This window comes from Nostoc sp. DSM 114161 (genome assembly GCF_052692665.1).
Map to the genome: position 1 here is coordinate 5,862,831 of NZ_CP195141.1, position 25,990 is coordinate 5,888,820.

A 25,990-nucleotide genomic window follows, 5' to 3' on the forward strand; every position below is an offset into this window, starting at 1 on the left:
ATCGTGTCCGCCTAATCACTTATCATTAAAATTACATTAGTTAAACCCATTCCATTACTCCAGAGGGCTTGGTGTTGGTTTTTTACTCCCTCTTGAGTCTCACACCTTTGGTTATACGAAGATAATTTGAGGAACTTGTGAGGTGACGACTACTTTGTTGTTCTTGTTATTACTTACTCAATAGCTGTCCGATTTGATTTATGAACTTATCTGTGCAGGCACGGACCCAACAGGCAAGAGGGTTGTAGAAGATTAAAGCGTATAGAATTTTTTCACCCAATCAAATCAAATCGGATTCTTATATAGTTAAGCGATCGCAATTTAATTAGTCTTCGCTCCAATCTTCACGGCCTAAGAGATCTATAATTTTGTCCCGAAGCAAAAATTCATTTTTTTCTAGCTCAAGTTCAACGCAAACCCAATCACGCCCAGGAATATATTTACACAGAGTATAAATCGGCTCATGACGACGAATTGCTCCTTTGTTAACGAGTTCGCGTGCTTCATCTTTGATAGCTTGAATATCATACTTAACAAGAGTATCCATAACAAAACCCCTCAATATTAACTAGGCAGGTTCAGCCTAAGCATCAACATTTGGACTCTAATTTAAACCTATCAAAAATGTTTGAGGATTTTGTGAAGATTAAAATTTAATTTTATCAGCTATTGCCCTTTAAAAGGATCTATGGATTATGGTATGTTTAATATCTAAATCCTTTGCTATAAAAGCTGGTTAATTACTGATAATTTTAAACTCTCCGCGTCCCTATATGTTGCCGTGTCAATGTCTTAATTGATATTAAGTGTTGTCGGAGTTTGATATTACATTCTGCCTTGTAAGTAAGGATAAAAAAAGCTTGGTAGTGTACAAAGCTCATTGGAACTACTTTGTGACTTATGATTCTGTTTTGACTTCACAACTTCCTCAAAATTTTTTTCTAACTTCATACCAACGAATCGAATTAGCACAAGCATTTTGATATCAGAAACCACTAGATTTACTAGCTTACTGAACCAAAAAATGTAGCTATGAACTCACATCATGCGATTTGGTCACTCACACCTGAAGAAGTCTACAACAATTTAACAACGACTCCCCAAGGACTGAGCGAGGTTGAAGCTAATTTACGCATCAAACAATACGGTTACAACGAATTGCCAGAACCGCAAACACGCCTTTTAATCTTGCGTTTTATTGACCAATTAACTCATTTTATGGCGCTTTTGTTATGGGTGGTATCACAGGCCAAGAAAGAGGAGGTAGGAAATGGCAAATCCTTCTACCTCACTGTTGAACCCTGTTTTAACGTGAGTTCGACGGAACTAAAAAAGGGCAGGAGGTAGGGCCTAATTATAGTTTTATAATCCATTTTTGCGATAGTATGAGCAATTAATCCCTGACTATAATGTTTTTTATAGTTTCTAATAGGCTCATAATTACCAGATAATAACATTTCTGTTAATTTATTGATTGCATCAGTATTTCCCACTCCAATTTGTTCCAAAATTGATAATGCTGTACAGCGAGTACGATATTCTTGTGCAGTCCTCGCAGTTTCAACTATGGCATTGATAGTATCTTGACTAGTATCCTCAATGCGTTTTAAGCTCTTAGCAGAAGTTCTACGAGTATAATCATAAGAACTATTGTGTATTAAATAAATCAAAGTTTGAATTGCATCCTGGCTACCTTTATCGATGTACCCCAAGGTATAAGCAATGGCTTCGCGAGTTACTTCATCAGAGGTGTTACGTGCTAGGTTAGCCAGAGTCGTAATTGCTTGTTCGTTACAAACAGCAATTTTCGCTAGGTTCTGTGCTATTACCCTACGGGTAGGTGGCTGAACAGTACTGAGTTGCTTAATTAGTGTTTGAATTACATCATTGTTACCAGTACCAATTTTGCCTAAGCTTTGAATTCCTACCCAGCGCGTAGGTTCATCTTGGGTGGTGTATACTAGGTCAATTAAGGCATTAATTACATCTGCATTCCCAGCACCCAAAAACCCCAAACGTTCAGCAACCTGTTTGAGAACTGAGTTATCCTGACTTGTGTGTAGTTGTTGAATTAAAAAATTAATATTGTCTTGCTCTTGCTGGTTGCTCATTGGTTTTCATAAATTCTAAATTTTTCAAGGGGGTCTTTACCTCCCAAACCTTTACCTGGCTAGATTTTACAATGATGTTGCCCCTTGAACTGTTGACAGTTAACCCTCATCTGTTAACGAACTTCATCAGCGACTGTGCAATTTCAAAGCCTAATATAGGACTAGTATTTGATTTTTGAAATACAGGTAGGGTGTGTTAGCGATAGCGTAACGCACCACAAGTTTGGAATAGTGCGTTACGCTATCGCTAACACACCCTACTGAGATTTTTTCACCAAATCAAATATGATTCTTATAGCTTAGGATTGTCTGCTGAATCACTTGATTTCTTTACAAAATCCTGTATCTCAATCTAGTATAAATTTATAGTTCATGTCAACGAAAATTCTCACAACCAAATATGCTTTATCACTGCACACCACGACGCCAGAATTAGGTATAGCAATTAGTAATTTTTCAGGGGATACTCGCTCTCAAGTTTGGAATTTAGGGCGCGATTTATCTAGCTTAATACATCAATATCTAATCGAATTTATCAAACCACAAACTTGGGCAGATTTGTCATTTATCGCAGTTGCAAAAGGCCCCGGCGGCTTTACTGGGACTCGTATTGGTGTCGTAACTGCCCGAACTTTGGGGCAACAATTAGCTATTCCTGTATTTGCAATTTCGACTTTGGCTGCGGTAGCTTGGTCAGAGGCAAGCAAAAATCAAAATCCAACAACTCTTGCTGTGGAAATGCCAGGACAACGAGGTCAAATTTTTGCTGCTATCTATCAATTTATCCCAGATGCTTCTGAGCTAATAGCCTTATTGCCGGATACAGTTATGACACCAGAAAAATGGCAGGAAACTTTAGCCAATTGGAACACTAGTTATCAGCTGATTCAAGCCCAATCTGGGTTAGCAGCAACAGTAACAAGTATTCTGGAACTAGCAGAACTCGATTGGCAACACGGCAAGTCTCCTCATTGGTCTGAGGCTTTGCCTTATTATGGACAACATCCAGTAGAAGTTTAACTAGAACATTCAATCGTCCAACAAACTCATCAATGCTTGTAATTCAGAGTCTGGTGACTCTGATAATCGATCCCGTAGTTCTAACAGTTGAGTCTGTAATGCTGTAACTACGTTCGCCATATCAGAGTCTTGTGCGATTTTTAGCTGACTTTCTTTGATTCTGATTTTTCTCAACAGGTCATTTACATCGGAAATTGAATCATAATCTTGAGAAATCATAGCCTTACACCTACTAGAAATTACAGGAGTAAAGTGAAACTTGTTGCTCACACATTGTCTAGCATCGTTTAAATTTTAAGTAAAAATTGTACATGCTATTGGCACAGACTTGTCATCAGAGTGATTTTTTTTTAAAGTTTAGTATATTGCTTGATAGTAATTTAGCTATGAATTATGTTCAAAAAATTCAGTATTTGCTAGAATTCTCAACAGCTGGTTAGGCATCTATATGCTGTTTGACCTCAAATTAGTTAACTAGTATAAAATTTTTAGTTGAATGCGAAAAAACAATTGTATTTACCTAAATTTGAACTCATGATGTGATACTACGATTACCTAATTTAGGTTATAGCTAACTTTACAATTACCATTGAACAGCACAGCAAGGTTATCTTTAGGACTGATAATGGCATCTCAGATACCATTTTCTGTAACTTGCTGCTTGCTAAAAAATTAGTCGAATGACAATTAAGTACTGGATTTCTCAGGAGGAGTGAAATGGGACTTAGCGACGAACTTTTGAACTCAAACAAAAAAGCTATGGTCGTAGAAGACTGCTGCAATCTACTCGAAACACAAGTTGCTTCTAAGTCAGGTATCAGCGGTATGGCTTTGAAAGCTGCCTTTGGGGCCTTAAAGGGTATCAAACCTGGATACATACCCTATGCCGTTGAACAACTTTTGCCCCAGTGTTTCACAGCTATCGATCCCATTTGGAATGAAGGCGTCCAGAAGGGCGACCCGGTGGGGTACGTGATTGCAAATTCATCAGATACAGCAGATGCACTTTTAAGCGTAACTGACGCGAGGCTCAAAACTGTGAAACGCCAAATCGTGCGAGGAACTTATGAAAAGCTTCGCGGCTCAGCCAAAAAACACGTCGAAGAGGCCATACCAGACTTAGCTAATATCATCGACAAGTATGCCAACGGATGATGGGGAGTGGGGACTGGGGGACAAGGGAGACAAGGAGAATAACTCCTAACTCCTAACTCCTCAGTCAACACCTTCCATTCCTATCTCCCAATCAAAGTAGCAATTGCCTTGACTAACTCGTCTGGTTCTACGGGTTTAGATATATGCTTTTGAAATCCTGATTCTAGGGCTTTTTGCTGGTTGATTTCGCCTGCATAAGCAGTTAAAGCGATCGCCACAATCTGCTTATCCTGTGCCTGCAATGCTTTAACTTGGCGCATCAGCATATAGCCGTCTGTTTCTGGCATTCCGATATCACTCACCAGAACATCCGGCTTTGACTGTGCCAAGGCTTGTAGTGCTTCCAAAGCAGATGCCGCAGCAGTCACCTTTGCTCCAGCTTGTTCGAGGACAAATGTGTGGAATTCACGAGTATCTGTGTCATCGTCCACAACTAAAATTTTGATGCCCGCAAGAATTTCAGTTGCGGGGGAAACATCAGAATCGGTAATGCTATTGTCTTGTTTTTTACTTAAATCTTTTTTGATTAAGGGTAGTCTGACTGTGAAAGTGGCTCCTTGCCCTTCGCCTAAACTTTCTGCCCAAATCGTTCCCCCATGTAGTTCTACCAAATGACCGACAATTGCTAGGCCTAACCCCAAGCCACCAAACTTTCGCGTTGTGGTGCTGTCAGCTTGACGGAAATATTCAAACACATAAGGAAGGAATTCCTGCGCGATCCCTTTGCCTGTGTCGCTGACGGTAATCTGAGCTTGAGTGTCAACCTGCTGGAGTTGAATCTCAATTTTCCCTTCTTCAGGGGTGAATTTTACAGCATTCGATAACAAATTCCAGATTACTTGTTGTAAACGACCGGAATCGCCCAAAACTCGCTCTACAGAAGTATCGAGGGTTTTATTAATTTGAATATTTTTAGCTTCTGCTGCCAAACGCACTGTCTCCAATGCTGCATCAATTACAAGCACTAAACTGACAGGAAACATATTCAGGTTGAGCTTGCCTTGTAAGATACGAGACACATCGAGCAAATCTTCAATGAGCTGAGCTTGTAATTTAGCATTACGCTCAATGGTGGCGATCGCTTTTTTTACTGCGGCTCGGTCAAACTCACGAGTCTTTAGCAAATTTGCCCAACCGAGAATCGGATTTAAGGGCGATCGCAATTCATGGGAAAGCACCGCTAGAAACTCATCCTTGATGCGGTTGGCTCTTTCGGCTTCGGTTCTGGCAGCTTGCTCAAGTTGTAGCAGGCGATCGCGTTCTGATTCTGCTGCCTTGCGTTCCGTAATATCAATAGACGAACCGATGTAGCCTAAAAATTCTCCTTCGGCAGTAAATCTGGGTACACCTACATCAAAAATCCAGCGGTATTGCCCATCAAAGCGTCTGAGTCGATATTCCATTTGAAACCCTTGATGGGTATCAAAGGCATTCACATAAGTATCTAAGCAATATTGTAAATCCTCCGAATGCACTCCCTTAGTCCAACCATTGCCTATCTCTTCCTCTATGCTTCGTCCAGTAAAGTCCAACCATGTTTTGTTAAAATAATTACATTTTTTATCAATCCCAGCCATCCAAATTAATGTCGGTGCTGAATCTGCCATTAGCCGAAAGCGTTCCTCACTCTCTCGAAGTGCCTCTTGGGCTTGTTTGCGTAAGCGTAGCTCCTCGTAGACATCACTGACATCTGTAACAAAGATTGATACTCCTTCATTAAAGGGATAGATCCGATTCTCAAACCAGCGATTCCATTTAGGATAAAAGTATTCAAAACGAACCACAGTCTGTTCGGCGATCGCCCGATGAACCTGGGTATAAAATTCAGTTTCCACCAGATCTGGAAATATCTCCCAAATGCTCCTACCCAGCAACTCATCCTTTGAAAAACCCACAACTTCTGCTACCCGTTGATTGACAAAGATGTAGCGCCACTCGCGATCCAATACAAAGAACTGGTCTTGGATACCAGCTAACACTGTCTCCAAGTGGGCTTTTGCTACCTCCGCTTCAAACCGTAGCTCTTGTTCCCGTTGCATTGTCTCCTGTCTCAGACGAGCCATTTTTAAGGCTGCTTCTACCCGTGCTAACAATTCACGGGCTGAGAAGGGTTTAATCAGGTAATCATCAGCTCCAGCTTCTAACCCTTCCACCCGTGCCTCTTCTCCTGCCCGTGCCGACAGCAGAATAATCGGAACTTTTTTCGTCTGCGGATCGGTTCGTAATGCTTGCAACAATCCAAAGCCATCTAAGAAAGGCATCATTACATCCGTCAGCACTAAATCTGGCAGATGCTCCCGAACAGAATTCAAAGCAGCTAAACCATTGGGCACTGCTTCCACTTCATAATGCTGGCTTAACAACCGCTTGACATAATCGCGCATATCAGCATTGTCATCAGCTAGCAGGATGCGGGCAGTTTTAAGCACAGGGGCAGAGGGGGAAAGGGGCAGAGGGGAAATTAGACTCTCCTGCTCCCCTGCTCCCACCTCGGCTTCGCTCGGCGACCACCTGCTCCCCTGCTCCCCATCCTCTTCAGGTAGCCAACGCAAGGCTTCTTCTATATAGGGCGCTACACCTAAGGCTGTTGAAGCTAAAGTTTGAGGGGCGCTAATCCTGTCTGGAGGCAAATGAGCATAACCTGTAGGAATCGACACAGTAAAGCAACTGCCTGCTCCTAGAACAGTGCTTACTTGGACAGTTCCACCATGCATTTTCACCAATTCTTGCACCAGTGACAATCCAATTCCCGATCCTTCAAAAGTTCGTCCTTGCGCTCCTTTGACGCGGTGAAATCGTTCAAAAAGATGAGGAATTTCTCCTGTTGGAATGCCAATTCCTGTGTCTTGCACCGACAATTCTACGAAAGAAGACGCGGAGACAGGGAGAGGGGGAGACGCGGAGATTGTTTGTGATAAATTCTCTACATTCTCATGTCCCCTTATCCCCTTGTCCTCCGATCCAACTTCTCTCCTTGTCCCCTTGTCCCCTTGTCCCCTTGTCCCCCCATCCTCTTCCCCCACCCACCGCAAATTCACCGTAATTTTTCCTGCCAAGGTGAATTTGAAGGCGTTAGACAGCAGGTTAAGAACAATTTTTTCCCACATTTGGCGATCTACATACACTGGTGCGGGTAGGGGAGGACAATTAACTGATAACCGCATTCCTGCGCGTTCAATCGCTGAACGAAAAACACTAGCTAATTCGGCGGTGAAAGTGGCGAGGTCGGTGGGTTCGTATGAAGCTTGAACCCGTCCGGCTTCGATACGCGAGAAATCTAGGAGGCTATTGACTAGTTTCAACAAGCGCAGTCCGTTACGTTGCACCATTTTTAACTGCTCTTGTTCGTTGGGTGGTAACAAATCGCCACAACTGGCCAAGGTGTCTTCTAGCGGCCCTAACATGAGAGTTAATGGGGTACGAAACTCGTGGCTGACGTTGCTAAAGAAGATAGTTTTGGCGCGATCGATTTCTGCTAAAGCTTCAGCCCGTTTGCGCTCTTGTTCGTAAGCTTGAGCGTTGGCAATGCTAGCTGCGATTTGAGCTGCAACTAGTTCCATAAATCCTTTGTAATTGTCGTCAAACAGCCTGAAGGGGTTTAAGCCAGCAATTAAGATGGCAGCTTTGCCAGTTTCACCCGATGGTGCAATGGGTACAGCTACTGCTTGATGTGGGGAGCGCTCCCATATCCCACAAGGCAAGTTACCAAAATCCGCTGCTACAATGTCAACCAGTTTTGTTTGATGGGTTGTCATCACTTCCCCAAAAGGCCAAATTGCATCAGAATTGAGACTAACTGTTTGTGGAACTGCGATGTGGTTTGGCTCGATGCGGCATGTTCTGGCGAGAAAAACTTGTTGTCGATCTGGATCGACTAAATAAATCATTGCAAAGGGTAAGTCATAAGGGTTGGTTTCCAGACAACTGGCACTGAGGGTACAGGCTTCATCAAACGTCCGTGCATCTGCTGTCCTGGTTGCCAACTCTCGTAATAGTTTTAACTGACGCTCGCTAATGATGCGTTGTGTGTCATCTGTATTGGCACAGATAATCCCGCCCGTCTCGCCCTCATCATTGGGAACCGGGCTATAGGAAAAAGTATAATAAGTTTCTTCTGGGTAACCATTACGCTCCATAATCAGCAGTAGTGCTTCGTCGTAAGTACCCTCGTTTTTCAGCATCGCTGATTCTGCTCTAGGGCCAACCTGATCCCAAATTTCCCGCCATACATGGGAAGCTGGCTGACCGAGTGCTTGTGGATGTTTGCCACCAATAATAGCTTTGTAAGGATCGTTGTAAAGATTAATTAGTTCGTCGCCCCACCAGACAAACATTGGTTGACGACAAGTGAGCATAATCCGCACCGCAGTTTTCAAACTCTGCGGCCAATGCTGTGTTGGGCCAAGGGAGGTTTGCGACCAGTCGAGTTCTCGCATCCGCGCCCCCATTTCACCTCCACCGAGAAGGAAATTACCGTCGGCGTTGCTTGCTGACGTTGACTCGTTTTTCATTGGTTCCTCTCGATTAGTCATGGGTCGGGTAGAAAGCTACAGTTGTGGTCATCTGCCGGTCAAAATCTTTTTGGTATGGCCCAAATAGCGTTGAGGGCGATTCTGATTTTGAACTCAGCACCATAAAACAAGCTTACTCTTCTTCTCCAAAGTATGTCCCTTGGAGAATTTTACTTCGATCGCCCAACTCATTGAGTAAGGGATTAATACCCTGCATTGCCAAAACAGAGGGTGTTGCGCGTCTATTTTGCCAACGGTTTATTGTTGCAAACGCGACACTAAACTTGGCGGCAAACTTTTCTTGAGACAGATTCGATTTTTGCCGCAGGGCATGAACTAGCTTACTAATATAGGATTGTTTTGCCACAAGTAGGCTTCTACTATGAAGCAGGTAAATCAAAGTTTATAATGCTTTATATATCTAATGTTTACGTCAAAGCGCTATTTGCCGTCAATTATTCTTGAGATAGAGATTATAATTTAAACAGCTTTTCCATTAGTTAGAGTAGACAAGCTGATGTAGTGCGATCGCTCCCAAAAATTAGATGACAAAACTCATCAAAACTCAGAAACACCATATTTAGTAAATTATCATAGCCAAAGTTGTCGAGCGCAACAAGATTGATTTTTGGCTCTAAGATTTAGCTTCTCTACTTCATTTTCATGAAAACTATTGTGAATAGCTACCTGTATTGAGCAATTTATTTAGATTACGATTAGTTGAATTTATGGGTTTAACAAAGAATAATATTTGATTATATTTGAAAGCTTGTTTATTCTAGAAGTAACTCAAAATTACAGATTAGAGAAACTCCTAAATTGTATTTACTTAATTTAACCTAACAAATCATCAAATTTTCAAAAAAAATCACAATTTTCACAAATAAAAATTGAACTAACATTGAGTCAGCCAAGTAATACTACTAAGTTACTGAAATAAAATTTATGAAAGACGTGCAATTTAAAAATCAATTTTGATAAAAGCAATAAACGAAAAATCTCAACCTTTTGTAGCAATTATTACTCCAGATTTTTCTAAAGATTTACTAACTGTAATGAACATCAAATTTTTCCAAATTACTCTAGTGTTATTAGTATTTCTGTTCAACTTAGCAATTGCTTCTCCTCCCACTTGGGCAAAAACAACACTTTCCTTAACTAGCAATCCTGACTACTTTGAAGTGGGTCAAAAAGTTATTTGGCTTTACAAAGCTCGTGGTGATTCTGCTGATATCCAGAGAATTCCCGCAGAAGTGGTCAAGTTAGGTTCCAAGGAAGTGCAAATTAAGGTATACAAAAATAAAAATGAATTTGTGAATCGTTGGGTAAATCCAAACAAGCTAGAAAATTTTCATAAATAGGCTCAGAAAAACTAGCTGTTAAGGTCTTGAGGGCTGACTCTTTCAAGGTTATCCTCAAAATTATGAGTAGAAATTTTGACCAAAAACACGCTATTATTACTGGCGGCTCAAGTGGAATCGGTAAAGCAACAGCGCAACTGTTAGCTAACGAGGGCGCACATATTTCAATTGTTGCTCGCAGTCAAACCAAGCTGGAGGCTGCAAAAGCAGAAATAGAGGCACTAAGAGTACATCCAAATCAGCGCATTATTGCCATTTCAGCAGATGTAGCGGATCGAATTCAAGCCGAGCAAGCGATTAAGACAGCTATTGACCAAATCGGCTTTGTTAATTTGTTAATTACCTCTGCTGGTGTTGCCCAACCTGGTTATTTTCAAGAACTCTCAACAGAGGTTTTTGAACGCACAATGGCAGTCAATTACTTTGGCTCGCTTTACTGCATTAGGGCGGCACTACCAGCTTTGGAACAACAGCGACAGGGTAATATCGTACTCATCTCTTCTGGTGCGGGTTTAATTGGTATCTATGGTTACACACCATATAGTCCTACCAAGTTTGCTGTACGGGGTTTAGCGGAGTCCCTGCGCGGCGAGTTGAAATTGAGCGGAATTAACGTCTCGATTGTTTATCCTCCCGATACTGATACCCCACAACTTGAAGAGGAAAACAAGACTAAACCTCTGGAAACGCAAATGATTACTGGCACTGCCAAGATTTGGAGTGCTGAGAAAGTGGCTTTTGAGATTGTCCAAGGTATTAAGAAAAACTCATTCGTAATCACTCCGGGACTAGAAATGACATTGCTTAACAGGTTCCACAGCTTGCTAGCTCCGGTAATTAACTGGTATATGAATCGGATTATTGACAAAAGTCATTAATAATTTTTGTTGACTGTTAACTGTTAACCGTTAACAGTCAACAGTCAACCCAAAATTTGAACTATGGACTGTTGACGAGAATTGTTTGAGTCTGGAAGTTGATGTTGGGCTTGGAGTTTTGCACCCAATCAAGGCACAACTGACGGAAACGATCGCCCCGCACCTCAAAATTGGGGTACTGGTCGAAACTCGCGCAAGCAGGAGATAGCAAAACTACAGCTGCTTGATACTGCTTAGCTAATTCTGCCGCTCTAGGAATTGCCCTTTCCATAGTTTCCACAATTTCGTAACTAGAATATCCTACTTCTTGCAGGCGTTGGGCAAATGCGGGTGCAGCAGAGCCAATTAATAAGACAGCAGCAGCTTTGCTTTGAATTTGTGCTAGCCAAGCAGTATCATCGCCTGCTTTCGCTTCTCCGCCAGCAATTAAAATCGCTGGACTGTTCGCAGATGCCAAGCCAACTTCGGCAGCATCGTAGTTTGTAGCTTTGCTATCGTTAATAAAATCAATGCCTTCCCAAGTGCAGATATGTTCTAAACGATGGGAAACTCCAGGAAATTCTTCTATTGCACGAGCGATCGCATCTTTATTAATTCCCGCTAACCGCGCCGTAGCCACTGCCATCAAGAGATTTTGCTGGTTATGTTCTCCCACCATCCGCAAAGCAGATACTTTTACAATCCGTTCTGGTGCAGAGGTAGCAGTTAACTTTTCTACAACCCAGCCATCTTCAATATAAAAGCCTTTTTCGCTAATCAGAGAATCTTTGCCTTTGACACTAGTCCAATAAGCATTCGGCCAAGCACTCAAACCCAGCTTGCTCAAGTAAGCATCGTCGCCATTAAATACTTGTAACTCAGACTGGCTCAATAACTTGGCTTTGATGTTGTAGTAATTTTCTAAAGTTTTATGCCGCGCCAAATGATCCGGCGTGAAAGTCGTCCACACACCAATCCGAGGTGCCAGAGACGTTGAAGATTCTATTTGATAGCTGCTAATTTCAGCAATTATCCAATCGAGTGAGGAGTTAGGAGTTAGGAATGAGGAGTTATCAAATCTTTCCCCTGCTCCCCCTGCTCCTCTTCCCTTCCAAGACAGAGCAACCTCACAAGCAGCATAGCCAATATTACCGCAAGCAGGTGCGTTTAAGCCTGCGGCTTGGAAAATGGCGGCAATTAAAGATGTGGTGGTGGTTTTGCCGTTAGTGCCGGTAATTCCTACCCAAGGTAAAGGTTGCAAATGTCGCCAAGCGAGTTCCATTTCGCCGATGGTTTCAATCCCTAGTTCCCGTGCCTTATTTAATACAGGAACATCCCACGGCACGCCAGGACTAACGACTATTAATTCTGGTAAATTAGCACCATTCAAGTCTGGGGATTGACCTAGTTTAACGGTTATTTGTTCGGCAGTGAGTTCTTGTTGTTGTTGGAGAAGGGTCTCGGAGGTGTTGCGTTCAGCTAAGCTCTCGGCGCTAGCGGAATCAGTCAGTTCCACCTCCCAACCTTCCCGTTTCAACAATCTCGCCGCAGCAACACCGGACTTTCCAAATCCAATTACAGTAGCTCTGGACATAGATTGCAGCAGAGATCCCTGGTTAAGCACTCCTTATACTAACGTTTATTAGCAAAAATTACACAACTTTTTGTTGACCTACGCTACAGATTTTTGACAATTGCTCCGAAATCAGCCAAAACGCGGGCATGATTGCGGACTAATCCCAACAGATGTAATCGATTACGCTTAATTTCTGGATCGGAGTCCATTACTAAAACGCTATCCGGGCCGTCAAAGAAGTTACTAACTGTGGGAGCAATTTTTGTCAGGGCTGCTACTAACAGTTGATAGTTTCTGGTTTCGTGTGCTGCTTGAGTTTCTGGCACTAAATCTACCAAGGCATTATACAAAGCCACTTCGGAAGGCTTTTGGAATAGTTCTTCACGGATTATGGCTGTTGGCTGTAGCTGTTTTGTATCTAGATCGCCTTGGGCGGCCAAGCGTGTGGAACGGTTAACGGTTTCATAGATGGTATCTAAGATGCCATCGTTACGAATTTGTTGCAGATATAAGGCGCGATCGCGTACATCTAACAAATCCTTTAATGCCCGCTCTGTATATTCTGGATCGTTTTCTCCCAAAACTGCATTCACTAAGTCGTAATCAATCTGTTTTTCTTCCTGCAATAAAGTCCGAATTCGCTGTAAGAAAAATTCTTGTAATGCTGCTGTTAATGATGCCAGATCTTTTTGATATTTTGCTGCAAAATCTGTCGCTATTTGCAATAGTAAGTCATCTAATTTTATTGGTAAATTAGCAAACCAAGTAATTTTTACTACTGCATTGGCAGCACGACGCAAAGCAAAAGGATCGGAAGAACCGGAAGGAATTAAACCTAAACCGAAGATACTCACTAAAGTATCTAATCTATCTGCTAAACCGACGACTTGACCTGTGAGCGTTTCGGGTAAATTGTCACCTGCTCCCGTTGGCAAGTAATGTTGAAAAATTGCCTTTGCTACTTCACTATCTTCACCGCTGGCTAAGGCGTATTTTTCTCCCATAATGCCTTGCAACTCTGGAAACTCATACACCATTTGAGTAACCAAATCTGCTTTAGATAATAAAGCGGCGCGGTGGATTTTTTGGCTTTGCTCTGCTGTTAAATCTAATTGCTTAGTTATTTGCTCGGCAATTTTAACTATTCTATCTACCTTGAGACGCAAAGATCCCAATTGTTCTTGAAAAGTGACTGTTTCTAACTTTGGTAAAAAGCTTTCTAATGGCTTGGTTAAATCGGATTCGTAGAAGAATCTGCCATCAGCTAATCTAGCACGAATCACCCGTTCGTTACCCACAGCAACGATATCTGATTTTTGGGGATCGGCGTTAGAAATAGTGATAAAATTCGGCAGTAATTCTTGCTGAAGATTACCTGATTTGAAGACAGGAAAGTAGCGCTGGTGAGTTACCATAACTTCAGTAATTACTTCAGTTGGTAATTCCAAAAATTCTGGTTCAAATTTCCCGACAACAGCCGAAGGATATTCCACCAAATTGATGACTTCTTCTAATAAATCGGGGTAGATTACTGTATGTCCACCTAAATTTTCTGCTACCTTATTTACTTGCTCTGTAATTAAATTTGCCCGTTCTTCTGGGTCAACGGTAACGTAGGCTTCTTTGAGGGTGGTAACATAATCTGTAGCCTGGGCAATTGTCACAGGTTGAGGATGTAAGACGCGATGACCTTGGGAAATGCGATCGCTCTGAATCGTTTTAGAACCATTTACCAATTCTAAAGGCAGCACCGTATCATCTAACAAAGCCACAAGCCAACGAATTGGTCGGGAAAATCTCGCATCTCCATCACCCCAACGCATCAACCGCTTTCCTTCCAAGCCCCAAATCCACTGGGGAATCAGTTCTGTCAAAATTTCCGCCACAGGACGCCCAGAAATTCTTTTTTGCACAAACACAAAATCCCCTTTATCAGTCGGACGAACAGACAGCGCATCTACTTCCACACCCTGCCTTTTGGCAAAACCCACTGCTGCTTGGGTCGGCTGACCATCTTTAAAAGCAGCAGCAGCAGGAGGCCCTTTAATTTCTTCTTCCCGGTCTGGTTGCTGGGATGGTAGACCTTTAATCAATACCGCCAAACGTCGGGGAGTCCCGTATACCTCGACGCTTTCGACCTTGAGGCTGTTTGCTTCCAAACTTCGGGGAATGCGCTCTTGCCATTGCACTAAGGCATCACTGAGAAAGCTTGCAGGTAGTTCTTCTGTACCAATTTCTAATAAAAAAGCAGGCATAGGTTACTTTTTTTAAGTTTGCGTAGCTCAACTTTATGCAGTTGATTCCAACAGTTTACCTTGCCGCAATGCTGCCGTATGGGCTGTAAAACACTTTTAAGTAATTCGGCAAAATTCCTCATCTCTCCTACAGGGTGGTGTAGTTCACAATGCTTCATGTGCCACTTTCCAAGCCGGAATGCGGGTTTCATGCACGGAATTAAATATGATGCTACAATCCCCTATGAGTAAATTTAACGATTAAATTCCCATTTTAATTAGTTCAAAGTCATCACCCCTATGGTGAAAAAGTTAAATTCAGCGAACAGTTAACTAGTAGCTGATAACTGCACAGTGGAGGGACTCGATCCAAGCAGAAAAAACTCAGAATTGATAGTTAATAACTGTTAAAATTTACCTAGAAAATTTCTAAATAGTCTGCAATGCAATTGTGATTTAAATAAATCATAACCTGTTCGCAACCTAAGTTAAATAATACAAAACAGCAGCCCATTTGCAAGCAATCAATTTGCTAATCTTTGGCTGTTTTCACCAACTTCAAAAATAGCTCATGCACATTCTGATCTATTCCTACAACTACCATCCAGAGCCGATTGGAATTGCTCCCTTAATGACTGAATTGGCAGAAGGACTAGTAAAGCGAGGTCATGAAGTGCGAGTAATCACTGCAATGCCCAATTATCCTGAGCGACGGATTTACGATGAGTATCGGGGTAAATGGTACGTAACCGAACGAAAAAATGGTGTTACAATCCAACGAAGTTACGTGCGAATTAAGTCTAAACCCAACGTTGTAGATCGACTTTTATTGGAGTTGAGCTTTATTTTCACAAGTTTACCGCAAGCTTTTAAAGGCGATCGCCCAGATGCGATAATTCTAACAGTTCCACCTCTACTAGGTATTTTACCAGCAACAATATTTAGCTATTTATACAACTGCCCGCTAATTCTGAATGTGCAAGATATATTACCAGAAGCCGCCGTGCGCGTTGGGCTGCTGAAAAACAAATGGACGATCCGCACTCTTGCAGCCTTAGAAAAATTTGCATATCGAACTGCACAAAAAATTAGTGTGATTGCTGATGGGTTTAGTGAGAATTTAGTAAATAAGGGAGTACCTGTTAATAAAATTGTTTGTATTCCCAATTGGGTGAATATAAATTTCATCCGTCCCTTACCCAAACACGATAACTCCTGGAGAACTGCACATCAATTAGATGGGAAATTTGTCGTACTTTATTGCGGAAACATTGCCCTCACACAAGGTTTAGAAACAGTCATACAAGCAGCAATTTGCTTGCGTCATCTCAAGGATATTGTCTTTGCGATCGTTGGTGAATCAAGAGCATTGCAGAGGTTACAAGAATATTGTCTATTAAATGGAGCGGATAATGTTTTGCTGCTACCTTTGCAACCACGAGAAAAATTACCAGACATGCTAGCAGCATCAGATGTGGGACTGATTGTGCAAAAACACAATGTAATTTCATTCAATATGCCTTCAAAAATACCACTGCTTTTGGCCAGTGGTCGCCCGATTGTGGGTTCAGTTCCGGCCAGTGGTACTGCTGCTAGAGCGATCGCACTTAGTGGTGGTGGCATAATTGTGGAGCCAGAATCACCCCAGGCTTTAGCAGATGCAGTGCAGGATTTATATACCAATCCGACTTTTGCAGCCAAGCTAGGTCACGTAGGCAGACAGTTCGCCGAAGCAAACTATACCTTAGAGCAAGCACTCGATCGCTATGAGTGGCTATTTTCTCAGATTGTTACCAATCAAAAATCAATACAAAGTATATTACCAAAATTGGATTCCAACAAATCTATTGTAGATGGTTGAAACTTCTGCCCCCCTGCCTCCCCTTCATCGCCCAAATCTGGGAAAATTAAATCACCCGATCGGGTGACCTAAGTGTAGGAAGTCGAAATCGATTAAAAAGAAGATTCTGGATCAATAAACGCCGATTGTGGTTCGTTCTTGGTGAGGATAAATCAATGAAACTCGCAATCTTGATTAAATAGATCTCAAATAACTTAGTGATTGGCTACTCTTTATCTTCCTTCAGATCGATATTCACTACTACTTAAGAAGGGTAAACTCATTTTTAGCATTACCAATCTTCTTTACTATGTAGTCATAATGCAGCCTAATACTTACATAGAAATGCAAGCAAGTACTTGCAAACACTTATGAAAAACCTAACACCAGGTTGCACATTTGAGGTGATACAAGACTGACAAATTACTGCCCAAACAGTTGGTTGTGTATTAAAAAAACGGCGAGGAGAAAGGTACAGTGCGCTCAGATATTGATTTGAAACCATCTTTGCATAGTTTTATAGGTATGTTGCTTCGCCTCAGAGGCAGAGATATAGGGTAGCAAATATAACGGAGACGGGGGAGTGTGGGAAAAATACAAAAAGCTTCTCACACCTGTCAATACCTAATGCCCTGTTTGGCCTGTTTGACCAATGTCCTCCTCGTTGACCTAAGTAAGATTGCTCAAGTCTAGATTCACAAGACGAGAAAACGAAAATGTCCAATTCTGAGTTCCCTGAATCTTCCTTTCCTGTTGAAATAGAACAGCCTGCTGTTAATGATTCCAGTCAAGAGTCCAGACCCTTACCAGGATCGCCCAAATCACCTAAAAAGCGGCGTTGGCCTGTAGTGTTGGGAATTATCCTGTTAATCGCAGGTGTTGGTTTTGGTTGGCGGTGGTGGCAAACTAGCAGTGCTAGCAATGGAGCATCGGGTAATCAGGCCGCTCCCGCTCAACCTCCGGCAATTCCCGTGAAGCTAGCAATTGTGGAGACAGAAACTACACAAGAAAGTTCCCAGTTTCTTGGCTCCTTAGAGGCTCCTCGTTCGGTACTCATTAAGCCACAGATTGAAGGACGAATTACCCAGATTTTCGTCCAAGAGGGCAACCGAGTACAACAAGGGCAAGTTATTTTTACCTTGCAAAGCGATGATGCCCAAGCTCAGTTATTACAAGCTAGAGGCTCACTCCAACAAGCCCAGGCGCGTCTTGCCGAACTTGTAGCGGGTACCCGGCGAGAAGAAGTTGCCCAAGCTAGAGCGCAGTTAGCCCAAGCCCAAGCTCGTCTTAGAGATGCCCAAGCAGGAGCGCAGCCACAAGAAATTGCTCAGGCTGAGGCTCAAATCCAGTCAGCTAAATCTGATTTGGAACTGGCACAGTCACGAGCCAAACGATACGAGCAATTGAGAAAAGAAGGTGCAGTTTCCCAAGATACCTTAGAAGGATATGTCAAGGAACAGCGGAGTGCTGAAGCTGACCTCGTAGTAGCCCAGAAACGTTTAGACCAACTCCGCCAAAGTAGAAACTCTAGTATTAATGAGCTAGCTGCCGCTGTAGAACAACAGCAACAGAACTTAAGGCAGTTGGAAAATGGCTCTCGCCCAGAAGAAATTGCCCAAGCGCGATCGCAAGTTACTCAAGCAGCAGGCCAAGTCCAAGCTGCCCAAGTGCAACTGCAATATACAAAAGTCATAGCTCCTTTTACTGGCATTGTTGGTGATATTCCCACAAAAGTCGGAGATTACGTACAAAGAGCAGATCAGCTCACCACATTAACTAGAAATGATTCATTAGAACTGAATATTTCCGTTCCCCTAGAAGAAGCCAAAAAGTTGCGCTTGGGATTACCAGTACAAATGCTCGACGCCCAAGGCAAAGCCATAGCCACAGGTAAAGTCAGCTTCATCTCCCCAGATGCGAGTTTAGATTCCCAAACAGTTCTAGCCAAAGCCAACTTTGGCAATTCTACAAGGCAACTACTTAATCGCCAGTCAGTACAAACCAAAGTCATTTGGGACGAACGCCCAGGAATTTTAATTCCAGTAACAGCAGTATCTCGTTTGGGTGGAGAGACATTCGTCTTTGTGGCTGAAGCACCAGCGCCAAACTCTAAACCTGGAGCGCCAAAAGCTGAAGCACCAGCGCCAAACTCTAAACCCGAAGCGCCAAAATTGGTAGCTCAGCAAAAGCCCGTAAAGCTGGGAGCTATTGAGGGCAATAGTTATCAAGTGATCGAAGGACTAAAACCTGGCGACAAAATTGTTGTTTCTGGTATCCTCAACCTCACCAATGGCGCCCCCATTAGCCCTGCACCGGAAACAGTCGGTAGTCGGAATTTTTAAGTGAACTGGGACAAGGGGGACAAGGGGGCAGGGGAAAAAGGGAAAAGGATTTAATCTTTCCCTTTTTCCCCGGTTGGTGAGCTTGTCGAACCATACCCCTTTCCCTTTACCCATACCCAATGCCCAATGCCCAATGCCCCATGCCCAATGCCAAATACCCAATGCCCAATTTTCTAAATTATGTTTGTTGACTTTTTTATTAAGCGGCCAATTTTTACGTCGGTCTGCTCCATTATTATCCTTTTAATAGGATTAATCAGTATTGCTACACTGCCGATCGCCAGGTTCCCAGAAATTAGTCCTACCCAAATCACTGTCACTTCCAACTACAGCGGAGCCAGTGCCGAAGTCGTAGAAAGTGGCGTTACTAATCTTTTAGAAAGGCAAATCAACGGCGTTGAGGGACTTAGATATATCACTTCCAGCAGCAGTAACGACGGTACTAGTACCATTACAGTTACTTTTGATTCATCGCGGAATAAAGATATTGCCGCTGTAGATGTGCAAAACCGTGTTTCTGTTGCCCAACCGCAATTACCAGAGTCTGTACAACGCACGGGAGTCCAAGTATCAAAAGAGTCTAGCAATATTCTCTTGGCAATTGGTTTATTCGCGGAAAATAACGAATACGACAATACATTTTTAAGCAACTATGCTGACCTTTACATTGCAGATGCCTTAAAAAGAGTTAAAGGTGTCAGTAATGCCCAAGTTTTTGGCGAACGCCGCTATGCCATGCGTTTGTGGTTAGATCCGAATCGGCTGGCTAGCCGGGGATTAACAACTCAAGATGTGGCAGATGCCTTATCCGAGCAAAATATTCAGGTGGGTGCAGGGAGAATTGGGCAAGAACCAGCTCCGCAAGGACAAAGATATCAAATTGATGTGCGTGCTGCCAGTCGATTAACAGATACCAGAGAATTTGACGAAATTGTCTTGAAAACAGAAGATGATGGCACATTAGTTAAGCTCAAAGATGTCGGCAGAGCAGAACTAGGCGCAGAAAATTACAATACATTTCTGCGATTTCTTGGTAAAGATGCCATCGGTTTAGGAATTTATCAGGTTACTGGTAGTAATGCCTTGGATGTAGCCAGAGGGGTGAAAGACGAAATGGCGCGATTGGCTCCGAGTTTTCCCCCAGGGATGAAATACGAGGTAGCTTTTGATACAACTATGTTTGTTGAAGAGTCCTTGGCAGAAGTGTTCCAGAGTCTGATTGAATCCATAGTGCTGGTTGTGATTGTAATTTTTGTGTTTTTGCAGGACTGGCGAACTACTTTAATTCCAGCGTTAACAATTCCACTATCCTTAATTGGGACATTTGCATTCGTCAAAGTTTTTAACTTTTCGATGAATAGTTTGACTTTGTTTGGTCTAACTTTAGGATCTGGGATGGTGGTAGACGATGCCATCGTGATAGTAGAGCAAATCAATCGGTTTATTAAGGACAAAGGTATCAATCCTACCCAAGCCGCCAGCGAATCAATGAGGGAATTGTTTGGAGCGGTGATTGCAACTTCACTGGTGTTAATGGCGGTGTTTGTCCCAGTGGCGTTCTTTCCGGGAACCACAGGCGCACTTTATCAGCAATTTGCTCTTACCATTGCCTTTTCCATTGCAATTTCGACTTTTTTGGCTTTGACTCTGACACCTTCTTTGTGTGCATTATTGCTGCGTCAAGGACAAAGAACTTCAGGCTGGCTGGGTTGGATTTTCGACCAGATTAATCGGGTTCTCGACTGGTCACAGCATAACTATAAGCGATCGCTCAATTATCTCACACGCATCAAAAGCGTTGTTATTGGGTTGTTTATCGTCTCCTTAGGAATGACTGCTTGGCTTTACACCACAGTACCTACAGCCTTTCTTCCAGACGAAGACGAGGGTTATTTCATCACAATTATCCAAGGGCCACAAGGCGTTTCGCTGCAATATACCAGCGATGTTATGGCACAGGTAGAAAAAGAAATCCTGCAAATTCCAGAAATACTAGGAACTTTCGCCGTGGGAGGATTTGGTTTTAGCGGTAGCACTGCTAACAGCGGTATCATATTTACAACTTTAAAACCTTGGAGCGAGCGCCCAAGACCCGATCAAACAGTAAAAGCGATAATTGGCAGATTACAGGGAAAGTTATTGTCTATCCCAGAAGCAAGGGTCTTTCCGGTAAATCCACCGCCAATTCAGGGTTTAGGCAACTTTGGCGGCTTCGTCTTTCAGCTGCAAGACCGCAGAGGTAATAGTGGTTTAGAAAATTTGGTGCAGTCGATGGGGCAATTACTCGGTCGCGCCAATCAAACACCAGGATTACAAGCTGTATTCAGTACCTTTGCCGCAGATACACCACAATTATTTGTGGAAGTAGACCGCAATAAAGCCAAATCACTGCAAGTTCCCATCGATGATGTTTTCAGTACTTTACAAACTGCTTTGGGTTCGCAATATGTGAATGATTTCAATCTCCAGCAACGTAATTATCGCGTTTATATCCAAGCAGATGAACAGTTTCGTTCTAATCCCAAAGATATTGGTAAACTCTACGTTCGTTCTCAAAAAAATCAAATGATTCCTTTGAGTAACTTAGTGAAAGTGACGCCAACTGTGGGAGCGCAAACGATAAATCACTATAATTTGTTCCGCTCAATTGAAATTAATGGTTCTGCTGCTCCCGGCTCTAGTTCTGGAGATGCTATTAAAGCAATGGAACAAGCTGCTCAAGCAGTTTTACCTCCAGGTTTTGGTTACGAATGGTCGGGAACTGCCCTAGAAGAAATAGATTCTGGTGGTTTAGCACCTCTGATTTTTGGGTTAGGATTGGTGTTTGTCTTTTTGGTACTAGCTGCTCAGTACGAAAACTACATCGACCCTTTCATTATTATGTTGTCAGTTCCCTTAGCTATTTTTGGAGCGCTGGTAGCTCAATCGATGCGAGGCTTTCCCAACGATGTTTATTGTCAAATTGGTCTAGTAATGTTGATTGGTTTGGCTAGTAAGAATTCTATCTTGATTGTGGAATTTGCTAACCAATTGCGGGAGCAAGGATTTTCCATTACCAAAGCAACTATTGAAGCTTCACAAGAGCGATTACGTCCAATTGTGATGACAGCCTTTTCTACTCTTTTAGGGATTTTCCCCTTGGTTACTGCCACAGGTGCGGGGGCGAGTAGCCGTCAATCTTTGGGAACTGCTGTTTTTGGTGGGATGTTAATTGCTACTTTTTTGAGTTTGTTTGTGGTGCCGATTTTATATATTGTAATTAAGGGCGCCACGGAGCGATTGATTAAACCAAAACGGCATCAAGAATTGCAATCATCTTTGGTTGAAGAAAAATAGGAATTAATCTCACGCAAAGGCAAGGCAGCGACGGGTACGTAGGGGGTTTCCACGCCAGTTGCTTGGCTGTCGGCAGAGCCACCCAACGCAGTCGCTCCCTATGAGCGACTGCCGCGCAAAGCCGCAAAGAATAAAAGTTAAATAGATGTAATTTTGGCATTTCATATTCAGATTCAGCAATACCCAATCTTGAATATTATTTAGCTAAATTGTAGCGACAGTTAAGAAGGTAATTAACTGTCGCTATTTATCGTAAGATGAAAAAATAGGGTAGGCTACTTTTAGAGGGGAAGGCATGAAAATCGCTATTGGCAGTGATGAACGCACTAACCTTACTGATACTGTATTAGAAGAACTTAAGCGGCGTGGGCATGAAGTTATACCTTTTGGTTCTCTAGCAGAGGATCGTCGAGAAGTTGATTGGCCTATCAGTAGTAGTAAGGTTGCTTTGGCAGTAGCAACTCAGAAAGTAGATGAGGGAATTGTTTTTTGTTGGACTGGTACTGGTGCATCTATAGCTGCCAATAAAGTCTGTGGGATACGTGCTGCTTTGTGTCATGATGCTGAGACGGCGCGGGGTGCCCGCATCTGGAATCATGCTAATGTCCTAGTGTTAAGTTTACGGGCAACTACAGAAGCGATCGCCAAAGAAATATTAGATGCTTGGTTTAGCACCCCCTATTCTGAAGATGACTGGAATCTGCTACAAATCAAGCGAATTCGACAGCTAGAGAAATGAGGCGCCAAGAATAATCACTGGTCAAAGTATTTAATAATACTTTTATTCCTCAATTAGCTTTTGGTATGTGCAGCGCGAACGAGAGCTTGAAAAAGTCTTTGATTGCTAGGATCTACGACAGTTGAAAGCTCAGGATGCCATTGTACGCCGATTGCCCAAGGATGATGTTCGTGTTCCACAGCTTCAATTACTCCATCATCTAGAGCATGACCAACAACCCGCCAACCAGATGGTACTTTATCTACTGCTTGATGATGCCAAGAAACTACAGATACGTGAGAATTCTGTAAACAGTCAGCTAAATAGCTTTGTACATCTATCTTGACGAAATGTTCTGTAGGCAAACGTCGTCCGGGTTCAGGCTCTACGCGATGCAATGCAGATGTCCCGTAAACATCTGGAATGTGAGGAATTAGAGTACCTCCACAGGCGACCATGAGAATTTGTAAACCCCGGCAAATACCCAATATCGGCAAATGACGTTCAAGAGCAAACTTGGCAAGCTCCAATTCAAAAGCATCGCGTTCGCTATCAACAGCATAAATAGTGGGATGAGCAAAACCGTTATAGCAAACGGGGTCAATATCTCCGCCACCAGAGATGATTAAACCATCCAAAGAATCTAGAAGTCTGGCAGGCTCGATTTCTCCTGGTGGTAATAATATAGGAATGCCACCTGCGGCCCGGACTGCATCTATATATTCACTTGGCAGAGAAAATGGTAATGATGCTTGCCGTCCGTAAGTTGTGATGCCAATCAATGCTTTTTGAGATTTGCTAATCATCTTGATGCTATCTTAGTATTTCGTCTATGGGGCTACTATTTGATTTTGGCGATCGCTCTGGGCACGAACTAGTGGTCTATCGCATTAATTTTGCTGATTTGTGGGCGTTCAGATCCCCGGCTTCTTCAAAAAGTCGGGAATTTATAAATCTTCATAACTAATGCGATAGATCGCCAGTGCCATTAATACTTCCTCAAAGAATTTTTACCAGTCTATCGTTAAAGTTAGAATCTAGCCTGTGGGCTAGCTTGCCCAATCACTAGTGGTTTAGCAAACCAAAATTGCTGTGTAGACCCAGCAAGGGAGCAGGGGAGCAGGGGAGCAGGGGGGAATGAAGGTACTCTCTCCCCTGCCCCTCTGCCCCTCTGCTGACCACCATGCAAAGTTGGTGTGACAGAATACTAGCGAGTAGTTGCATAAGATTACCTTCCTTGGTTGATATTTTTTATGAAGCTATTTGATTTATACTTTTAATTTCGTCTAATTTTAGAGAAATGTTAAAGTTGTATGTCCAGCCTGACTTCTGACATGGTACGCGTTTATTTGCAAGAAATTGGTCAGTTCCCTTTATTAACATCTGACCAAGAAATAACTTATGGCAGGCAAGTACAACAAATGATTGCCATTGAGCAGCAAAAACAAGAGCTTAGTCAACAATTACATCGCCAACCAACACCAGCAGAACTAGCAAATTTTGTCAATCAAAGCGAAGCTGAAGTCGATCGCATACTTCAGCTTGGACAACGAGCCAAGCAAAAGATGATCGTAGCAAATCTCCGGCTAGTGGTTTCCATAGCGAAAAAATACCAGCGTCGCAATCTGGAGTTTTTGGATTTGGTTCAAGAAGGCGCAATCGGTTTACAAAGGGGGGTAGAAAAGTTCGATCCTAACCGAGGCTATAAGTTATCAACTTACGCATATTGGTGGATTAGTCAGGCGATTACCAGAGCGATCGCTGAAAAATCCCGCACGGTGAGGCTACCAATTCACGTCAACGAAAAGCTCAGTCAAATTAAGAAGGCACAGCGAGAACTATTTCAAACGCTCGGTCGTCGTGCTACTGTCACGGAAATTGCTCAGAAACTGGACATGGAACCAAGCCAGATTCGAGAATATCTCAGCGCTGCTAATGGGACAGTCTCTCTAGATTTAAGAGTGGGTGATAACCAAGATACAGAACTTAGCGAACTTCTCAGCGATGAAGGCATCTCGCCAAATGAACGAATCACTCAGGAACTCCTGCGCCAGGACTTGAACGATTTGTTAGCATCGCTCAAACCGGTGCAGCGGGAAGTATTAATCTTACGCTTTGGATTGTTGGATAATCAAGAACGAAGTTTGGCTCAGATTGGAGAGAAGCTTAATGTTAGTCGAGAACGAGTTCGCCAAATCCAGCAGCAAGCCATGACTGCTCTGCGCCGTCAAAAACCATCCATTGGTCAGTATTTATCTTCTTAATGACACCAAAAGCTCACCCCTAAGGGGGTGATGGCTTTAATTGTTTTTCAGCTTAGCTCTAGCCCTCTTCTAAGAAACCAGATTTGTTGAGGGTTGAGGAATAAGTTCAAAACCAAAAGCCTGAGCTTTCTTGTGGGTGCAACTCAGGCAAAGTTCCACCAAGTCAAGTCAAGTTTGCAATCTGGATCTGCATGACCGTTGTAAGGGCCGACAAAAACAAGCTCATCAGTATTTTTGATTAGCCATTGCATACCATGTTCTATCTCCCAATCACATTCAAGTTCGACATCGATAAAAGTACTAAATAGGTCTTTTTGGGAAGATATAAAATGAATATTCATTGGCTGACAATGGTTCCAGATTTGTGTTGAGGAGAATTCAACTTCTTCTCCAATATTATCTAAATGACCTTGGTAATATTCAAAACTCGCTTGTTCTAATTTAGTAAATAAGGTTTCGCCCCAAGCGAAAAAGGTTTCAATACATCGTTTTTCATAAGTATCCAACTGTTTGTCAGCAACTAGACGAACATTGAGATCGAACTTAGCAAAATAAATACTAGCTTCTAAAGCACCAAACTTATCTGTTTTCAGGGTGGCTAAAACTTTTTCTAGCGTGTCTGCTTTCATAGAAATTATTATCCTAAAGTATAGTTCGACTGGTAA

Annotated in this window: 19 protein-coding genes; 10 read left to right on the plus strand and 9 right to left on the minus strand. The window is 42.6% G+C overall.

Features of this window, described 5'->3' with window-relative positions; translation table 11 throughout:
- Nucleotides 1-325: 325 nt before the first annotated feature.
- Nucleotides 326-547 (minus strand): DUF4327 family protein, encoded by a 222-nt coding sequence (locus tag NSTC745_RS24875; protein ID WP_445633349.1) that lies wholly within the window; start codon nt 545-547, stop codon nt 326-328.
- A gap of 485 nt (nt 548-1,032) precedes the next feature.
- Here NSTC745_RS24875 and NSTC745_RS24880 point away from each other — a divergent pair, with 485 nt between their 5' ends.
- Entirely contained in the window at nt 1,033-1,347 is a 315-nt protein-coding gene (locus NSTC745_RS24880; RefSeq protein WP_445633350.1) for a cation-transporting P-type ATPase, read from the plus strand.
- Here the strand turns inward: NSTC745_RS24880 and NSTC745_RS24885 are convergent.
- Nucleotides 1,284-2,111, minus strand: coding sequence for a HEAT repeat domain-containing protein (locus NSTC745_RS24885; RefSeq protein ID WP_445633351.1), 828 nt, complete (start codon nt 2,109-2,111; stop codon nt 1,284-1,286). The two genes, NSTC745_RS24880 and NSTC745_RS24885, sit on opposite strands and share 64 nt — an antisense overlap.
- 372 nt (nt 2,112-2,483) lie before the next feature.
- On the opposite strand from NSTC745_RS24885, the gene tsaB reads away from it, so the two are divergent.
- Nucleotides 2,484-3,131 (plus strand): tRNA (adenosine(37)-N6)-threonylcarbamoyltransferase complex dimerization subunit type 1 TsaB, encoded by a 648-nt coding sequence (tsaB, locus tag NSTC745_RS24890; RefSeq protein ID WP_445633352.1) that lies wholly within the window; start codon nt 2,484-2,486, stop codon nt 3,129-3,131.
- Between the two features lie 9 nt (nt 3,132-3,140).
- Here tsaB and NSTC745_RS24895 read toward each other — a convergent pair whose 3' ends face one another.
- Entirely contained in the window at nt 3,141-3,350 is a 210-nt protein-coding gene (locus NSTC745_RS24895) for a hypothetical protein (RefSeq protein WP_445633353.1), read from the minus strand.
- Nucleotides 3,351-3,848: 498 nt separating this feature from the next.
- Between NSTC745_RS24895 and NSTC745_RS24900 the strand changes: the two genes are divergently transcribed.
- A complete protein-coding gene (locus NSTC745_RS24900; RefSeq protein WP_445633354.1) occupies nt 3,849-4,286 on the plus strand; it encodes a DUF6918 family protein in 438 nt (145 codons plus the stop codon).
- Between the two features lie 80 nt (nt 4,287-4,366).
- Here NSTC745_RS24900 and NSTC745_RS24905 read toward each other — a convergent pair whose 3' ends face one another.
- Both NSTC745_RS24905 and NSTC745_RS24910 read right to left on the minus strand, forming a co-directional pair.
- Nucleotides 4,367-8,797: an ATP-binding protein gene (locus NSTC745_RS24905; RefSeq protein WP_445633355.1), complete on the minus strand. Its 4,431-nt coding sequence runs from the start codon at nt 8,795-8,797 to the stop codon at nt 4,367-4,369.
- Nucleotides 8,798-8,930: 133 nt separating this feature from the next.
- On the minus strand, nt 8,931-9,164 hold the full coding sequence (locus NSTC745_RS24910) for a helix-turn-helix domain-containing protein (protein WP_445633356.1): 234 nt from the start codon (nt 9,162-9,164) through the stop codon (nt 8,931-8,933).
- A 607-nt stretch (nt 9,165-9,771) separates the two neighbouring features.
- Here NSTC745_RS24910 and NSTC745_RS24915 point away from each other — a divergent pair.
- Complete coding sequence (locus tag NSTC745_RS24915) at nt 9,772-10,158, plus strand: hypothetical protein (protein WP_445633357.1); 387 nt, start codon at nt 9,772-9,774, stop codon at nt 10,156-10,158.
- 62 nt (nt 10,159-10,220) lie between these two features.
- On the plus strand, nt 10,221-11,036 hold the full coding sequence (locus NSTC745_RS24920; RefSeq protein WP_445633358.1) for an SDR family oxidoreductase: 816 nt from the start codon (nt 10,221-10,223) through the stop codon (nt 11,034-11,036).
- Between the two features lie 61 nt (nt 11,037-11,097).
- On the opposite strand, the gene murD is transcribed toward NSTC745_RS24920, so the two are convergent.
- Nucleotides 11,098-12,609, minus strand: coding sequence for a UDP-N-acetylmuramoyl-L-alanine--D-glutamate ligase (gene murD, locus NSTC745_RS24925; protein ID WP_445633359.1), 1,512 nt, complete (start codon nt 12,607-12,609; stop codon nt 11,098-11,100).
- A gap of 83 nt (nt 12,610-12,692) precedes the next feature.
- Complete coding sequence (glyS, locus tag NSTC745_RS24930) at nt 12,693-14,846, minus strand: glycine--tRNA ligase subunit beta (protein WP_445633360.1); 2,154 nt, start codon at nt 14,844-14,846, stop codon at nt 12,693-12,695.
- 550 nt (nt 14,847-15,396) lie between these two features.
- On the opposite strand from glyS, the gene NSTC745_RS24935 reads away from it, so the two are divergent.
- The 4 genes from NSTC745_RS24935 (at nt 15,397) to NSTC745_RS24950 (ending at nt 23,082) form a co-directional block, all read left to right on the plus strand.
- Entirely contained in the window at nt 15,397-16,686 is a 1,290-nt protein-coding gene (locus NSTC745_RS24935; protein ID WP_445633361.1) for a glycosyltransferase family 4 protein, read from the plus strand.
- A 695-nt stretch (nt 16,687-17,381) separates the two neighbouring features.
- Nucleotides 17,382-19,007 carry an efflux RND transporter periplasmic adaptor subunit gene (locus NSTC745_RS24940; RefSeq protein WP_445633362.1) on the plus strand — a complete coding sequence of 542 codons (1,626 nt, stop codon included), beginning with the start codon at nt 17,382-17,384 and terminating at the stop codon, nt 19,005-19,007.
- A gap of 180 nt (nt 19,008-19,187) precedes the next feature.
- On the plus strand, nt 19,188-22,343 hold the full coding sequence (locus NSTC745_RS24945; RefSeq protein WP_445633363.1) for an efflux RND transporter permease subunit: 3,156 nt from the start codon (nt 19,188-19,190) through the stop codon (nt 22,341-22,343).
- Nucleotides 22,344-22,638: 295 nt separating this feature from the next.
- Nucleotides 22,639-23,082 carry an RpiB/LacA/LacB family sugar-phosphate isomerase gene (locus NSTC745_RS24950; RefSeq protein WP_445633364.1) on the plus strand — a complete coding sequence of 148 codons (444 nt, stop codon included), beginning with the start codon at nt 22,639-22,641 and terminating at the stop codon, nt 23,080-23,082.
- A gap of 53 nt (nt 23,083-23,135) precedes the next feature.
- On the opposite strand, the gene NSTC745_RS24955 is transcribed toward NSTC745_RS24950, so the two are convergent.
- Nucleotides 23,136-23,867 (minus strand): gamma-glutamyl-gamma-aminobutyrate hydrolase family protein, encoded by a 732-nt coding sequence (locus tag NSTC745_RS24955; RefSeq protein ID WP_445633365.1) that lies wholly within the window; start codon nt 23,865-23,867, stop codon nt 23,136-23,138.
- Nucleotides 23,868-24,374: 507 nt separating this feature from the next.
- Here NSTC745_RS24955 and NSTC745_RS24960 point away from each other — a divergent pair.
- Entirely contained in the window at nt 24,375-25,325 is a 951-nt protein-coding gene (locus tag NSTC745_RS24960; protein ID WP_445633366.1) for an RpoD/SigA family RNA polymerase sigma factor, read from the plus strand.
- Between the two features lie 143 nt (nt 25,326-25,468).
- Here the strand turns inward: NSTC745_RS24960 and NSTC745_RS24965 are convergent, their stop codons facing one another.
- A complete protein-coding gene (locus tag NSTC745_RS24965; RefSeq protein WP_445633367.1) occupies nt 25,469-25,954 on the minus strand; it encodes a DUF6985 domain-containing protein in 486 nt (161 codons plus the stop codon).
- Nucleotides 25,955-25,990 lie beyond the last annotated feature (36 nt).